At 59.4% G+C, this 15,349-nt stretch carries 13 protein-coding genes; 8 read left to right on the forward strand and 5 right to left on the reverse strand.

Features of this window, described 5'->3' with window-relative positions:
* Window positions 1-26 precede the first annotated feature (26 nt).
* The 6 genes from WC026_RS01600 (at window position 27) to WC026_RS01625 (ending at window position 9,873) form a co-directional block, all read left to right on the forward strand.
* Window positions 27-1,427: a glutamine synthetase family protein gene (locus tag WC026_RS01600; RefSeq protein ID WP_372709052.1), complete on the forward strand. Its 1,401-nt coding sequence runs from the start codon at window positions 27-29 to the stop codon at window positions 1,425-1,427.
* 219 nt (window positions 1,428-1,646) lie between these two features.
* A complete protein-coding gene (locus tag WC026_RS01605) occupies window positions 1,647-2,798 on the forward strand; it encodes a response regulator (RefSeq protein WP_372709053.1) in 1,152 nt (383 codons plus the stop codon).
* Between the two features lie 110 nt (window positions 2,799-2,908).
* Window positions 2,909-4,306 carry a class I SAM-dependent methyltransferase gene (locus tag WC026_RS01610; RefSeq protein WP_372709054.1) on the forward strand — a complete coding sequence of 466 codons (1,398 nt, stop codon included), beginning with the start codon at window positions 2,909-2,911 and terminating at the stop codon, window positions 4,304-4,306.
* Between the two features lie 88 nt (window positions 4,307-4,394).
* Window positions 4,395-6,950 (forward strand): ATP-binding protein, encoded by a 2,556-nt coding sequence (locus WC026_RS01615; RefSeq protein WP_372709055.1) that lies wholly within the window; start codon window positions 4,395-4,397, stop codon window positions 6,948-6,950.
* Complete coding sequence (locus WC026_RS01620) at window positions 6,931-8,169, forward strand: response regulator (protein ID WP_372709056.1); 1,239 nt, start codon at window positions 6,931-6,933, stop codon at window positions 8,167-8,169. Before WC026_RS01615 ends, WC026_RS01620 begins: the two co-directional genes overlap by 20 nt.
* 279 nt (window positions 8,170-8,448) lie before the next feature.
* Window positions 8,449-9,873: a coniferyl aldehyde dehydrogenase gene (locus WC026_RS01625; protein ID WP_372709057.1), complete on the forward strand. Its 1,425-nt coding sequence runs from the start codon at window positions 8,449-8,451 to the stop codon at window positions 9,871-9,873.
* Between the two features lie 13 nt (window positions 9,874-9,886).
* Here WC026_RS01625 and WC026_RS01630 read toward each other — a convergent pair whose 3' ends face one another.
* Window positions 9,887-10,417: a c-type cytochrome, methanol metabolism-related gene (locus WC026_RS01630; protein ID WP_372709058.1), complete on the reverse strand. Its 531-nt coding sequence runs from the start codon at window positions 10,415-10,417 to the stop codon at window positions 9,887-9,889.
* A 300-nt stretch (window positions 10,418-10,717) separates the two neighbouring features.
* Between WC026_RS01630 and WC026_RS01635 the strand changes: the two genes are divergently transcribed.
* On the forward strand, window positions 10,718-11,134 hold the full coding sequence (locus tag WC026_RS01635; RefSeq protein ID WP_372709059.1) for a diacylglycerol kinase: 417 nt from the start codon (window positions 10,718-10,720) through the stop codon (window positions 11,132-11,134).
* An 85-nt stretch (window positions 11,135-11,219) separates the two neighbouring features.
* Here the strand turns inward: WC026_RS01635 and WC026_RS01640 are convergent, their stop codons facing one another.
* Both WC026_RS01640 and WC026_RS01645 read right to left on the reverse strand, forming a co-directional pair.
* Window positions 11,220-11,597 carry a hypothetical protein gene (locus tag WC026_RS01640; RefSeq protein WP_372709060.1) on the reverse strand — a complete coding sequence of 126 codons (378 nt, stop codon included), beginning with the start codon at window positions 11,595-11,597 and terminating at the stop codon, window positions 11,220-11,222.
* Window positions 11,598-11,816: 219 nt separating this feature from the next.
* On the reverse strand, window positions 11,817-12,221 hold the full coding sequence (locus WC026_RS01645) for a hypothetical protein (protein ID WP_372709061.1): 405 nt from the start codon (window positions 12,219-12,221) through the stop codon (window positions 11,817-11,819).
* 418 nt (window positions 12,222-12,639) lie between these two features.
* Between WC026_RS01645 and WC026_RS01650 the strand changes: the two genes are divergently transcribed.
* A complete protein-coding gene (locus tag WC026_RS01650) occupies window positions 12,640-13,527 on the forward strand; it encodes a TIGR01459 family HAD-type hydrolase (RefSeq protein ID WP_372709062.1) in 888 nt (295 codons plus the stop codon).
* A 30-nt stretch (window positions 13,528-13,557) separates the two neighbouring features.
* Here the strand turns inward: WC026_RS01650 and WC026_RS01655 are convergent, their stop codons facing one another.
* Window positions 13,558-14,565 carry a hypothetical protein gene (locus WC026_RS01655; protein WP_372709063.1) on the reverse strand — a complete coding sequence of 336 codons (1,008 nt, stop codon included), beginning with the start codon at window positions 14,563-14,565 and terminating at the stop codon, window positions 13,558-13,560.
* A gap of 31 nt (window positions 14,566-14,596) precedes the next feature.
* On the reverse strand, window positions 14,597-15,346 hold the full coding sequence (locus WC026_RS01660; RefSeq protein WP_372709064.1) for an FkbM family methyltransferase: 750 nt from the start codon (window positions 15,344-15,346) through the stop codon (window positions 14,597-14,599).
* Between the last annotated feature and the right edge of the window lie 3 nt (window positions 15,347-15,349).

The raw sequence follows: 15,349 nt of genomic DNA on the forward strand, positions 1-15,349 counted from the left end.
AATCGAAAAAACACCCAGGTGCCATCATGACTGCCCCACTCGGAGGGACACCCAGCGAGGACGGCGAATTCGGCGTCGGCTCGACACCCGAGACCCTGCGCCATTGGCTGCGCCAGCACCGCATCGAAGAGATCGACTGCGCGGTCCCCGACATCGCCGGCGTCGCGCGCGGCAAGACGATGCCAGCCGAAAAATTCGTCAAGCTCGATCCCGTGCATCTGCCGATCTCGATCTTTCACCAGACGATCACCGGCGACTATGTCGGCTTCGAGGAAGACGGCCAGCAGCTCTACGCCGAAAGCGACCTGATGATGGTGCCGGATCTTTCGACGATCCGGCCCGCACCCTGGGCATCGAGCCCGACGGCTCAGGTCATTCACGATGCGCTGTGGCAGAGCGGCGGCCCCGTTGAGATCGCGCCGCGCAATGTGCTGAAGCACATCGTTGAGCTTTATGAGAAAGAGGGCTGGCGCCCGGTCGTCGCCCCGGAGCTCGAATTTTATCTGACGAAAACAAATCCCGATCCTGATTATCCGCTCGAGCCGCCGACGGGACGCTCGGGCCGCCCCGGCGCGGGCAGGCAGGCCTACAGTCTCGGCGCGGTCGACGAATACGATAAGATCGTCGACGACATCTACGAGTTTGCCGAACGCCAGTATTTGAAGATCGACACGATCATTCAGGAAGGCGGCGCAGCCCAGCTCGAGATCAACCTGCTGCATGGCGACCCGGTCGATCTTGCCGATCAGGTCTTTCTCTTCAAGCGCACGATTCGCGAGGCCGCTTTCACGCACAACTGCTACGCTACGTTCATGGCGAAGCCGCTGGCCAATGAGCCGGGCAGCGCCATGCATGTTCATCAGAGCATTGTCGACATCAAGACCGGCAAGAATATTTTCACACTCGGCAACGGCGAACCGAGCAAGCTCTTTTTCAACTTCATCGGCGGACAGCAGACCTATTTGCCGGAAGCCATGTGCTTGTTCGCTCCCTATGTGAATTCTTACCGCCGCCTCGTCCCGAATGGCGCGGCCCCGATCAATGTCGAATGGGGCTACGACAACCGCTCCGCCGGACTGCGCATCCCTGTTTCACCCGAAAGCGCGCGACGTGTCGAAAACCGTCTTGCAGGCGCCGACTCCAATCCTTATCTCGCGCTCGCCGCAAGTCTCGCCTGCGGCTACCTCGGCATGAAAAACGCCATCGAGCCGCGCCCGGCAGTCGTCGGAAACGCCTATCGCAACGATCGTCAATTGCCTCGCGGCCTGCTTGAATCGCTAACAGCATTCGAGGAAAGCAGTCTGCTGCACGAGGTGATGGGCAAGCGGTTCTCTCACGTCTATCTCGCGTTGAAGCGCAGCGAATTCGAGGAGTTCATGCGCGTCATCAGCCCGTGGGAGCGCGAGCACCTGCTGCTGAGCGTGTAATTAACGCCGCATTGACGGTACCGGCGCATGACGACCGCGCCGTCCGCCCCATCGTGGATCGCGCCGACAGGGTTATTTAAGCTTACGGCCAGTTACCTATAAATCTCGTTCCAATGACGCATTGATTCAAATTGCATAGACTCCGATTTAACGCATCGAGAGCGACTTTGGCATGCATATCTAATGCGCCCGCGAGACGCGGCGAGAGGCTGGTCCCCGATGAATATCAGGCAGGCAAGTGAGGCGCCGCGCGCCGGGACGATCCTTTTCGTCGACGACGAACCACTGTCGCTCAAGTACTTCAAAGCCTCGGTCGGAAAATACGCCAACGTCATGACGGCTGACTCCCCCGAAGCCGCGCTCAAGATCCTTGCAACAAAGGGCGACGCGATTTCGGTTGTTGTCAGCGACGAGCGCATGCCGCGCGACAGCGGCGTCTCGTTCCTGAGCGACGTCCGTAAATCATGGCCGTCGACGGTCCGCATCCTGACCAGCGCCTACGCCAATATCGATCTGGAACAGGCGATCAACGCCGCCGCTATCCACCGCTTCGTGCCGAAGCCCTGGGATCTCGATGAATTGTGCGCGGCGATGCAGGAAGCGCTGCACACCGAACCCACGAGCAACGACACCCCTGTGCCGACTTTCGACGGCGAGGAACGGGCCGACGCCCAGCACGCAAGCGTCGAATTGCTGGCCGTTCTTGCGCGAGAGCTTTCGCGACCGCTCCAGTCTCTCGAGTCCGCGGCGCTGAACTTGTCGGCATTGACCGGAATGCACCCCATCGCTCACGCGCCGCACGGAGCATCGCAGAGCGCAATTTGGCCGGCCCGATATCGCGACGGCAAGCTTGCCGCGGCGGCCAATCAGATGCATCGCGATATCGCATATTGCAAGGCTCTGGCCGAACCCATCACAGCCCTCAGCGAAAGTCTCTCGGATCTGGTCGGGACAAAGACCTATTCGATGGCGGAGACAGCGGAGGAAGCGCTTGAAAAGATCGGCCGCCGTTCCAGCCGCAATCTCATCGAAATCGATGCACGCAACGATTTCCAATATCGCATGCCCAAGCAGGTTGTGACCTTCGTTCTGTCGAACCTTCTGCGGAGCGCGACCGACCGGCTTCAAGACAGCCGCGCCGGCATTTCTATCGCGTTCGTTCGCGGCGGCGATTGCAATGAAGTCAGAATAACGACGCCAGACCTCGCGCGGCACGGAGAGGCTGAGCACGACACCGAACGCGTCAACCGAAGTGCACTCTGGGCATTTGGCGGCGAATTGTTGTTTTCAAGCGACAAAACCCAAGGTACGCAAACTGCGTCGATATGCCTGCCGCACATGCCAAATGAGACGGCTCGATCAAGTCATTAACAAAACTTAAAAAAACGATCTAAACGGGATATTAATCTGACGCCCCAAAACTGGACGATGTGGTAGGGTTGACCCTTCAGGCCACATCGACAGGGAATGGGAGCGGATCATTGCGTATCGAGCGAGACATCGACCGCACGGTCTCCTTTAAGAGCAGTCAGGGGACAATCGTACGCGGCACGCTCAGTAAGCTTTCCAGGCGGAACATCGTCTTCGAGATCTACAATCCTTTCTCGCCCATCCAGACGAGCGAAGTATTGAGCGAGCTCCGTGTCCGCCGCGGCAAGAACCTGGTCTACGAGGGCGACGCCGTCGTCACCGGCGTCGTCAGCACGAGCATCCTCGTCGTCGTTTCCGCGACCCTCGTCAACAAATGGACGGCGCTCGATCAGGCCGCCCCGGAGCCAACCACCCTAAGGTCTGAGGTCGCGCGTTTCGTCGACGAATGGGAGCGACTGAATAAGCTCGACCCGAATTATCAGCTCAAGGTCGCCGACCTGAGATCGTTTTTGAGCGATCTGAGCTTCTGGCTCGATCAGGTCGATCTCGCAGCCGAAGGCGAGCAAGCAACCGCGCCGTCTCAGCTCGATGCCGAGAAATTTGAGGAAATCAAAGGTCCCGTGATGCCGCGCCTGACGGCGCTGTTCATGGAACTCGAGGAAGCCTGCCGGCAGCTGGAAGCCGACGAAGTCGAAAATCACAAGCAGCTGGCGCAGCGTGACCTGCTGCCGTTGATGATGGCATCGCCCTTCTTCAACCGGGTCTATTCAAAACCCCTCGGCTACGCGGGCGACTACGAGATGGTCAACATGATGTTCCGCAAGGAGCGGGGCGGCAAGACGACCTATGCGCAGATCGTCAACGAGTGGCTGTTGAACGGAGGGCCCCCGCAGGCTCACCGCAATCGCATCTACCTTCTGGAAAAAATGCTGGAGCAGGCCGCCGACGAGGCGGCCAAAGGCAACAAGTGCCCGCGCATCCTGAACGTCGGCTGCGGCCCCGTGCAGGAGCTTCAGCTTTTCATCTCCAAAAACAAATCGGCGCATCGCTTCTCGTTCGACCTGCTCGACTTCAATTCCGAGACGCTTGCTTATGCAAAGCGCCAGATCGAGACCATCACGGCCGGCCGCGCCGAGGCGCCGAAGATCACCTATATTCTCAAGACGGTGCAGGAGCTGCTGCGTCAGGCCATCGAAATGCCGGCCAACTCACAGACCTACGACATCATCTACTGCGCCGGATTGTTCGATTACCTTTCGGATCGCGTCTGCGCCAAGCTCGTCAAGCTCTTCTGCGATTGGTGCGAACCGGGCGGTCGCGTTATCGTGACAAACGTACATTCGTCAAACCCTGTGAAAGGTTTGATGGAGCATATTATGGAATGGCATCTGGTGATGCGTGACGAGTCAGATATGTTGCGCCTAGCACCCGATCCGGAATCGGCAAAAATATATACGGATGACACCGGCATTAACGTCTTTTTGGAGATTGTTAAGCCGATAACTTAGACTGATGGAAGAAACACTAAGACTTCGGCAGGCCTTTGAAGCGGAAGAACACGAGCTTCGACTAAGGCAGTCGAAGGTAGCGTGTATTTTGGGCATCGTACTGATTCCCGCAGGCATCACGCTCGACTACATCTCTTATCCCGATCAGCTGTTGTCGCTCGCGGCCATCCGCTTGGTGGCCGCGGCGCTTATCGCGGTCATCTACGCGCTGCACTTCTGGGATAAGACGACGCAATATGTCCGCTATCTTACGATGGCCGGACTTCTGGTTGCCGTTGCCTCGATAGTGCTCATAATCGCACTAACAGACGGCGCCACATCGACGTATTACACGGGACTGTTTCTCATCCTCTTCGCGGTCGGCGTCCTGGCTCCGATGCAGCCGTTCGAGGCGACGCTACTCTGTATCGCGACGCTCTTCATCTACATCATGGGCTGCTCGTTTCCGCCCGCGCATGCGGCCAATGCGAAAGCGCTTCTGAACAACCTCTACTTCCTTGTACTTACGTGCATCATTTCGGTGACAGCCGTCCATTTCAACTACCGGCGCCGCTTCAACGAATTTCAGCTAAAGTACAAGCTCGAAGCCCAGCACCAGGAATTGTCGGCCCTCGACCGGCTCAAGTCACAGTTCTTTGCGAATGTCAGTCACGAGCTGCGCACACCGCTGACGCTCATCCTCGCCCCGGTTGAAAAGCTGAAAAGCGACATCGCGTCGTTGGGCGCCCCGGCAGCCGAACTGCTTGAGGTCATCGAGAACAACGCCCTTCGGCTGTTGCGTCTCGTCAACGATATTCTCGGCCTTATCCGGCTCGAGGAAGGCCGCGCCTCGCTCGTCAAGAAGCCGATCGATATGGCGCATTTTCTGAGCCATACCACCGCATCGATGAAGCACCTCGCGGCGATGAAGGGCATCGAACTCAATCTCACCGAGCCGCAAGGCGACCTCAAGATCGATGCCGACCCCGACGCGCTCGAAAAGATCATCGGCAACGTCATCGCGAACGCGATCAAGTTTACCCCGCCTGAAGGGCGGATCGACGTCGCTGCCGCGCATGAAGGCGACATGGTGACGGTTCGCATCGCCGACACCGGCATCGGCATTCCGCCGGAGCAGCTTCCACACATTTTCGACCGCTTCTACCAGGTCGACGGCTCCGCCACGCGACGGCACCAGGGTCTGGGTCTTGGATTGGCGCTGGTCCGCGAGCTGATAACACGGCACGGCGGCGACGTGGCGGTCTCGAGCGACTCAGGACGAGGCACGACATTCGTGCTGCGCTTCCCGCAAGCGGACCAAGAAAGCCAGCAACTCGCCGGCCAACCCGAAGCCTCTCCCGACCGGCTGCTCAACGACCCATTGCGGGCATTCGACCGCAAGGCGTCGGCAAAGGCGCTCGAGGGCGAGAAACCGGTGCCAAAACCTTCCGATACGCCGATCCAAGTGGCCCTTCCCAACACCCGTTCCGATTTGCCGCTGCTTCTCGTTGTCGACGACGAACCGGATATGCGCCGCTATCTCGTGACGATGTTGCGGGAAACCTACCGCGTCATCGAGGCGGAAGACGGGATCAGCGCACTCGAGAAGGCCCGCGCCGTGTTGCCGGACCTCATCCTTCTCGATGTCATGCTTCCCGGTGTCAGCGGCCTCGAAGTGTGCCGCTCCCTGAAGGAGCGCTCCGAAACGCGCGCCATCAAGATTATCGTTCTCACCGCCCGCGCCGACGAAGAAGCCAAGATCGTCGCGTTGAAGAACGGCGCCGACGACTTCCTGATCAAGCCGTTCAGCGGCATCGAAGTCCGCTCGCGTATCGCAAACTTCATCCGCGCCGCCCAGCTCGAGCGCGATATCCAGCGCACCAACGTCGAATTGAAGCACAGCCTGCAACAGTTGCGTGAAACCGAAGCGGCCCTCGTCCAGAACGCCCGCCTGAGCGCGCTCGGAACGATGGCGGCAGGCCTGCTGCACGAGATCGGCAATCCCTTGAATTTCATGGGAACCGCGTTGCAGCTTGCGGCCCGGGACCCGACGATCCAGGGCGACCCCGATACCGCCGACACCATGAAGGATATCCAGGCCGGCTACGACCGCATCCATCGGGTCGTGACCGATCTTCGGGGCTTTACGGCGCCGCAAAAGCCCGAGCACCCGCGGCCATTCCCCTTCGACTCCGCGATCGACCATGCGCTCCGTTTCACGGCACACGTTCAGAAAGGGATAAACATAACGCGAGATGTCAGCGAGAACGGCATCGTATTCGGATCCCAATCGACGATCACGCAGGTCCTGGTTAACCTGATCGCCAACGCGGTAGCCGCCGTCCGCACCATCGAAGAGCAGCGCCAACCCGAAATCCGCATCAGCTCATGGCTTCAAGGAAAAGAGCTTTTCGTGTCGGTTCGCGACAACGGCACGGGGATCGACCCCAAGATCCAGAGCCAGATCTTCGACCCCTTCTTTTCGACCAAGGACGTCGGCGAGGGCATGGGCCTCGGACTGGCCGTCAGCCACCGGATCATAGCGAATCACGGTGGTTCATTGAGTGTTAAGAGTTCCCTAGGAGAGTGGACCGAGTTCCGTTTCAATCTGCCGCTTTCGACAGAGAAAGAAGACCAGGTCCCTCATGGACTCGTTTCGTATTGATCAACCTGTCGAGATCTTGATCGTTGACGACGAGCCACAGGCGGTAAAATATTTCAAGAAAGCATTCGGCACCAAGTACGATGTCTTGACCGCAACAAGCGCGGATGAAGCCGAAGCCATTGTTCTCTCCGGCAATCACAATATCGGGCTCGTCATCACCGACCAGCGCATGCCTGGCCGCAGCGGCGTCAGCCTGCTCAATCGCATCCGCAGCGAGCGCCCCGACATCATCCGCATGTTGACGACGGCCTATGCCGATCTCGACAGCGCGATCGACGCCGTCAACAAGGGCGAAATCCTTCGCTACATTTCAAAGCCGTGGGACCTGCGCGTCCTCGAGGCCGAGATCGATCAGGCCATCACGTTCTTTCTGCTAAAGAACGAATACGATCTGCTCCTGCGAGATAAGCTCAGCGCCCTGCACCGGACGCTTCTGCGCGACCGCATGAACGGTTTGGCGGTCATGGCGGGAACGCTCCCCTACAATAACGCGCCGCTGACGATGTACCATTATCTGAAGGACGCCCTGGCGGAGCCCTCCTGGCGCTCGATCGTCCGCAAGCAATGGTCGCAACTGAGAGTTCAGGACCATTGGCGCATTCCGGTCGACGAGACGCAACGCGCCATCAACCTGACGGAAGACCTGATGGACCGCGCGCTGTTCGCCAACAACGACGCCGGCGCCAGCGCGGACCTCGTCGCCATCGCCAACGGCTGTGCCGATAGCATCAACGAGGAGCACGGCGAAACCCACGTTAGGATTTCAAGCGACACGGATTCGATCGTCATCGAGACGAGCCCGTTCGTCGTCCAATCCATCCTCCAGCGCCTGATGGAACCGGCAAGCCGCTGGGCGGCCCCAGGCAGCACGTTGCAGGTCAACATCAGCCGCAACGATAAAGGCGAAGCCAGCGTCCACCTCGAAATGCGCAATTGCGAGCCGGGCAAGGCGCTGCAGGATTCGGTGCTGTTCACGCCCGCCATGCAGGTGACGCCGAAGAGTGCGAGCGACTTCCTTAAAGCGGCGCTTGCGATCGGCCATCTCGGCGGCAGCATCAGCTCGCCCCCGATGGAAAACGGCTACAAACAGGTCCACGTCAACCTGCCGGTCAAACCATCCCAGCGTGGCGAACCGGCGGTATTCCCGACCGAGTGGATCGAAAACCTGAGCAGCGACTACGAAAAGTGGGTACTCGGAACCCTCGATATTGCCGCCTAGAGTGCTTGCGGAAAAGCGGGAACCGGTTTTCCGCTAAGACGCACGGCAAAGTCCGAGCATTAGCCCATCTTACGCCGCAACGCTGCGAGACCGCCCGCGTCTGCATTTCGCCAAAATCCAACATCAGAACCGAGGTAAGCCCTCGGCTTGCCCGCGAACGCCAGTATGGTTAAAGCGGGAGCAGCGCAGCTGCATCCAGGGAACCGATCTGGCCGGCGAAACCTTGTGCCCGGCGCGGCGACAGGCCGTCGCCACAACCTGCAGGGGAGACAGGTTTTGATGACAGCCCACGTTCTCGTCAAAGACGAATTCCTGCTAAGTCGGATTTTGTCGAGGCAAAGAACTGCATTTGATCGCGATGGCGCACCCGCTCTTGATCAGCGGAAGGCCGACCTCCGCAAACTCAAAGCCGCCGTACTGGCGCGCCGGAAGGAGATCGAAGACGCTCTGAATGCCGACTTCGGCAATCGGTCCGCTTACGAAACCCGGATCATGGAACTGGTTCCAATCATCCAGAGCATCAATTACTTGAAACGTAATCTCAGAGCCTGGATGCGCCCGGAGCGTCGCCGCGTCGCGATCCACTTCACCGGCGCCAGAGCCTACGTCGTGCAGCAACCGCTCGGCGTAATCGGCATCATATCGCCCTGGAATTATCCGCTATCGCTGGCCTTGATCCCGCTCGCAACCGCACTTGCAGCCGGCAATCGCGTGATGCTGAAACCCTCAGAGCTGGCGCCTGCAACGGCGACGTTCCTGAAGCGCATGCTGGAGGACCTTTACGGAGAAGATCGCGTCTCCGTCGTCACCGGCGGCGCCGACGTCGGCGCAACGTTCGCGAGCCTGCCCTTCGACCACTTGGCATTCACCGGCAGCACGTCCGTCGGCAAGCTGGTGATGAAGAAGGCGGCGGAAAACCTCGTGCCCGTGACGCTGGAGCTCGGAGGAAAATCGCCGGTCGTCCTCGGCCCCGATGCGGATATCGAAACGGCGGCGATGCGCATCGCCTACGGCAAGCTCGCCAACGCCGGGCAAACCTGCATCGCACCCGACTACGTTCTCGTGCCGGACAAGAACGCCGAGACATTTCTCAGCGCCTACCGCGCGTCCGTTGCCACGCTTTATCCCAACGGCATCGCAAGCGACACCTACACCTCAATCATCAGCACACGCCATCTCGACCGGCTGCGTGACCTCGTCGCCGACGCGAAAAAGAAAGGCGCACGCATCGTCGACGTTGCCCCAAGCACAGACGCTCGCAACGAGAGCCGGAAATTCACCCCCGTCGTGATCCTCGGCGCGACCAGCGACATGGCCATCATGCGCGAAGAAATATTCGGGCCTGTGCTGCCTGTCGTAACGTATCGCAACATCGACGGAGCCATCGCTTTCATCAACGACCGGCCACGGCCGCTGGCGCTCTATTATTTCGGCGGCGACGGCGAGGCTCGTCGCAACGTGCTGGCGCGCACGACCTCGGGCAATGTCACCATCAACGACACGCTGATGCATTACGTCCAGAATGCACTTCCGTTCGGCGGCATCGGCGGCAGCGGCATGGGAGCTTATCACGGACCGGAAGGCTTCAAATCATTCAGCCATGCCAAGGGAATTTTCGAGCAGTCCCGCTGGAATCTCGGCGGAACGCTGCGTCCGCCGTTCGATCGTCTGACGGACATGGCCATCCGCTATCTGCTCTGGTGATTGAGAGCGCCTCCTACGGCCCCATGCAGCTGTTTTCAAAGTCGGTCGCGGCTTTTGATTTTTCCTCGTGCGATTGCGGCCGCCCGCGTCCCAACGCGCCGTCCGACCGGGCGCGAAGATAAACGTAGATATCATCGATATAACACATGACGTTCTTGTTATCGCCGAAGGCCGGCATGACGAGCGTCTGCGCGGTGTTGACGTCTTGCTTACCGCCCGCGACGGTGGCCAGGAACTGAGAATACGTCAGCGATTTGAGCGAACTTGTAAGATCCGGCCCGAAACTCGAACCCGCGCCGTCCGGACCGTGGCAGACATCGCACGTTCCGTTGTAACGTCGGAAGCCGGAAAACGTGTACCAATCGACCTTGCCGTCCGCGCCGATCTTGTAGGTCGGATCGCCATTGGCGTCGAAATATTTTCCGCCCTCCTCTTTGACCGCCTTTGACGATGCCGGGATGGCCGCCTCGGCGACGCCAGATGCAAATATCAGTAGAGCGCCAAACACGAAGCAGAGATGCGGGGCAAGCTTATGGTATGTCATCCTGATGTGTCCTTGAAATGGGGGCGCGACACCTGACAAGCACCGTCGTTCAATCCCTTCGAGCGGCCTTACCGGCACCGGGAGCCCCCCGCAGCGAATTCGAGGCCGACCCTAGCCGGACTACTAGTGACGATAACGTTCGGAGAGATTGCATTCCAGCCGCGCATAAGCGACGCGCGCGCGGCAAACTTAGTTCCGAATTGGCTATTTACTTTCTTGTAACCTCAGCAAAAAAGACATCCATCCGAACCGGCGTCAGAGGACGATGTGGCGGAAATTATTTGGTCAGGGGAATCCTTCGTGGAACAGACAGTCGTCAGGGTCATTTGCGCAATCGGCCAGTCGGGACAGCTCGGACTCGACGGCGTGCTTCCGTGGGAAGGCAATCCATCACCGGAATATGTCGCCGACGTCGCACGCTTCTTCGACATCACCCGCGGCCACGTTCTGCTCGCCGGACCGAAGACCATCGCCAGCGTACCAAAGTTCGCGTTCGCCGACCGGACGATTGCCGTGCTCCGCTCACACATGGACCCCGAGCAAACGCTGAAACACTACGCCGGGCGCGTCGTCTTCATCGGCGGCGGACCGCCGGTATGGGATATCTACGCTCGCTATGTCAGCCACTGGGACGTGACTCGCCTGCCCTACGATGGCCCCGCCGATCGCTGGTTCAATCCGCAATGGCTGACGTGCGGCGAGCGCCAGCAACGCTGACAAATCGGGCGCCAAAAAAAGGGACGATGCAATGCATCGCCCCTCATGAACCCAATGAACCGGTTCGATAGCCGCGTCGCGAAAATCAGTGCCGTGGTTCCTGGAATGTGAATTCGAAATCGTCATTGATATTTTGCGCCGCCTCACGCCAATCGGCGCCGCCCGCGGTGTTATCGACTTCAGGTTGCTCGTAAGGGCGTTGCTGATCGATCGCCGCGACCGTCGCGCGCGCCGCGTTCCGCGCAGGCAGCGCGCACAGACGCGTCGCGAGAGTCTGCAACTCGCCGACAATCGCCTCGCGGCGCATTTCATGCTGGATCGTCACATTGCGCACTTCACGGAGCAATTGCTCGTCGACGCGACGGATCGCGTCGCCAAGAGCGCGGATCAGCTCCATCTCGCCCTGTGACTCTTCCGTCAGCCGGACGAGCATCTCATCAACATTCTGATGTATTCGAGTCATTGATTTCTCGCTCCTAGAACCCCTTATGAAACCTCGTGATTCTAGTGGCGAAAAAAAGATCGGCGACGCCACATCGTAGGCAAAAACGCAATCGCCTACACAGGTTTAGCAGGACGTCGAGTTAGTCTCAGAGGGCAACTAAGCGCGTTGTCAGCTATGTTTGTGCAAGCGCGACGCTGACGACCCGGCGCAGATAGCGCCGGGCCGATCCGGATAATCCTAGAGAATCTTGAATGTGCGTTCCGCCGGGTCTCCGGAATTCTTGAGCGGTTGACCTGCGTGTTCGATCACCGCCTCAAGCCTCGTACCCGCTTTTGGAAGCGGACTGAGCGAAACACCGACGTCGCGATGATCTCCGGCAGTCAACGTAACTTTACCGACGGGCGTATTTCCAATTTTGCCGGAAGAACCGATGGGGAAAACGGCAAGCGTGCCGTCCTGCGGTAAGTATGCGTAGGTGATCGAGACAACATCACTCTTCGGCTTCTGGCTCATGGCGATGATAGACGCCGGAGTCGTGCTCGCGGCCGCAAGCGCGGCACCGCTTGCGAGCAGCGTCACAAGAAGCAAACCGCTTAATATCGCGACCGGCCGTTCATAGGGGGAGGCATGAATTTTTGACATGGCGATATCTCTCTTTAACTTTGCGAGTTCCGCAGCTGGCTTAGGTCAGCTGCCTGGGTCGCTTCGGATCGAACCGCCTCCGGCTCCCAAAGAGACTCGGCGATCCGCCGCTCCCTGCGTTCGATGTGGCGCTGATGAAAGAAACGACAAGCGATATCGCAGTATGCATACGAAAGCGTAAGGCGCAGAGGGCGCACATCTGCGTGACTGCGCGCTCTCACGCTTTCGTCATTCACGCTCCTCCGAGAGCCAAGACGATGCTGGTGTCGCCGTTATCGATCCCAAACGAACGTGCTTGATAATGCAGTCGACGGAGGTTAATGCCTCCATTCATCCGCGCTGCTGGATCGCTTGATCGGCAGTTTCTCGTATAACCCCTTTGATCGTAAGGCCGGTCGACCTGGCCAAGAGGCTCCTTTTGCCGTTGTCGGAAAACACCTTCGCTCCACCCCCAACGTTGTCCCACGCTGCGCCGCTTCTCGCGCGCTACGATGTGATTTTCTGCGACATCTGGGGCGTCGTTCACAACGGCCTGACCGCCTTCGAAGGCGCATGCTCCACGCTCGCAAGATTTCGCGGCAACGGGGGCACCGTCATCCTCGTTTCGAACGCGCCAGTTCCCAAGCGCCGCGTCGCGGAAACGCTGGAGACACGCAACGTTCCAGCGTCGGCATGGGACGACATCGTGTCCTCGGGCGATATCGCCTTGGCGCACGTCGGTGAGCGTCGATTTGAGCGCCTCTATTGCATCGGACCGCAGGATCGCGACGAGGCCCTCTTCCGAGCCTTGACCGCACGATCCGTTCCGCTGGCGGAAGCCGAAGCGATCATCTGCACAGGTCTTAATTTCGATCGCAGCGAAGTGCCCGACGATTATCGTCCGCTCCTGCAAGACGCGCTCGAGCACCGCCTGCCGTTCGTCTGCGCCAATCCCGACTTCGTCGTCGACGTGGGCGGGACGTTGCTCTATTGCGCCGGCGCTATCGCCGACCTTTACGCCAACATGGGCGGACAGGTCTTCTGGGCAGGCAAGCCTCACCTCAACGCCTATGAAACGGCGCACGCGAAAGCCGAAGCGCTGCGCGATAAAAACGTGCCGCGCGAAAAAATCCTCGTCATCGGAGACTCGCTTCGAACCGACATGAAGGGCGCCGAGAATTTTGGCTGCGACGCGCTTTTCATCGCGTCGGGCATCCATCGTCACGAAACGATGGATGAAATTAGCCTGTCGCCGAAACGCCTCAAGGAACTTTTTGTGCCAGGCTCCCCGCCCGCCATCGGCGCCATGGCCGAGCTCGCCTGGTAGGCGAAGGGCTCGGCCATCAGCCCATCAGCATTACGGCTTCGATACCGGCTCCGGCGGAGCCTCGCTCTTCGGCCGCTTTGGTGACGGTCCGTCCGCGAAACTGTTGAACACGAGATCGGGCGACGTCGTATTGTGCTGCGATGGCGTCAGACGCCCGATCCAGATATCGGTCGCGCGCGCGTGATCGAATTTCATGATGTTGTCTTCCCGCCAGCCCTTGGCGCCGTGCTCGCGAACGGCAATGCGCGCCGTGTCGTTGTTGAACTCAGTGACATACATCGACCGCAACATAGCAAACGGACCACCATCGATCGGCTGATCGAATGAAACATCGAGCGCGATACGATTCTCATCGACCCCTGCAATCTTGAGCGTCGCCGAACCGCCTTTGACGAACTTCAGCGAGAACGATCGCTTCTTGGGATCGATCGTCACGTCTTCGATGTTCACCAGGGGACGGACATCATGTTGGATAGGGCCGATCAGGAACGACGAGCCATAGGCGGTCATGCGCATGTTGTCCGGCGTCATGGGCCGCGGACGCCAATAGCCGTCTTGCGGATAGAGCACGAGAACCTCTTCCGCGCTGTCGGTCCCGCGAATCCAGAATTGCAGCATGTGGATGTTGTCTTCGACGCGATCGCCGATGCGCACCTTGGCGGTCGCCGGCCGCCAGAACGTCGGAAACGTGTACCCGATCACCCAGACCGACGGATCTTCGTAGAGCGTCACTTTCCGAGGCTCGCTCGCCGGTTTGAAATTCGGGTCCGAGGCCATATCGCACGCTGTCCAGTCGGGCTCGAGATTGTTGCGCATGGAGGACGACATATAGACGGGATGCGCGGCCTCGATGCGAAACGCGCGGACGTCCTTGCTGGCGAAGGAAATGGCGACGTTGTCCTTTTCCGCGCAGAGCACTGGTTCGCTCTCGTTTTTCACGTCGACGCCAAGGCCGTCGAGCGACGCGGCCTGCGCCACGGAGAGGAACGGCACAACAAGCAGAAACGATAAGACGAGGGAACGTAAGCACAACGGCATTTAGAAACTCCGGTTGGAAGGGTGACAAGTCTTAGATTTCCGAGGCGAGCCTTGCGTAAACGTCGCCCGAGTTTGCTTCATGCGGTAAATTGAAAAGATGCTTCGCTATTTCGGCATCCGAAAGCCAATTTTCAAACCCCAGAAGCTGGGTTTCGCCGAGAGCGAAGTTGTAACGATAGTCACCGAGCAGCGCCAACCGCTCGAGGCACGCTATAGCCGTATCTCGCATGATTGTCGTAAACTCGAATGACAGCGCCTTCACCGGATGCGACAGACCGTGAAGCACGGCGTCTTCATAACCTTCGACGTCGATCTTGATGAAGGCTGGAATGCCGAAGCGTGCAAGCAGCGCATCGAGCGTCACGACATCGACATCAACGTCGTCATCCCAGCTTTGCCCTTCCCATCCCTGCGCGTGTCCGGCGCGTTGCAGGAAGGCGTCGGAAATCGTCGACACCGTCGGATTATCCGTGTTGAGATGAAATGCCTGCCTGCCGCTCCTCGCGCCCAGCGCCCGCGGCAGGATCACCACGTTCGCATCCCGGCCGTGAATGTGCGTCAGCACGTCGACCAGCAGAGACTGTGGCTCGATGGCGACCACGCGCGCACCCAGGCGCCGGAACGATGAAACACGATCGCCGACATGAGCGCCGACATCGAACACGAGATCACCCGGTTGCATGAAACGGCGATAGAGCGCGTCCATCGCAGCGCGCGGAGCGTCCGGCCCCTGATAGATGCGCAGCGAACGAAACACCCCCTGCAGCGCGCGCGAGACCATAAC

It is taken from the genome of Hyphomicrobium sp. (assembly GCF_041674905.1).
Taxonomy (GTDB): Bacteria; Pseudomonadota; Alphaproteobacteria; order Rhizobiales; family Hyphomicrobiaceae; genus Hyphomicrobium_B.

Excerpts from the sequence above, each read along its gene's own strand:
- WC026_RS01640 (WP_372709060.1), bottom strand. The coding sequence starts at position 11,597 with ATGACTCGAATACATCAGAATGTTGATGAGATGCTCGTCCGGCTGACG.
- WC026_RS01625 (WP_372709057.1), top strand. The coding sequence starts at position 8,449 with ATGACAGCCCACGTTCTCGTCAAAGACGAATTCCTGCTAAGTCGGATT.
- WC026_RS01645 (WP_372709061.1), bottom strand. The coding sequence starts at position 12,221 with ATGTCAAAAATTCATGCCTCCCCCTATGAACGGCCGGTCGCGATATTA.
- WC026_RS01605 (WP_372709053.1), top strand. The coding sequence starts at position 1,647 with ATGAATATCAGGCAGGCAAGTGAGGCGCCGCGCGCCGGGACGATCCTT.
- WC026_RS01660 (WP_372709064.1), bottom strand. The coding sequence starts at position 15,346 with ATGGTCTCGCGCGCGCTGCAGGGGGTGTTTCGTTCGCTGCGCATCTAT.
- WC026_RS01620 (WP_372709056.1), top strand. The coding sequence starts at position 6,931 with ATGGACTCGTTTCGTATTGATCAACCTGTCGAGATCTTGATCGTTGAC.
- WC026_RS01630 (WP_372709058.1), bottom strand. The coding sequence starts at position 10,417 with ATGACATACCATAAGCTTGCCCCGCATCTCTGCTTCGTGTTTGGCGCT.
- WC026_RS01655 (WP_372709063.1), bottom strand. The coding sequence starts at position 14,565 with ATGCCGTTGTGCTTACGTTCCCTCGTCTTATCGTTTCTGCTTGTTGTG.
- WC026_RS01600 (WP_372709052.1), top strand. The coding sequence starts at position 27 with ATGACTGCCCCACTCGGAGGGACACCCAGCGAGGACGGCGAATTCGGC.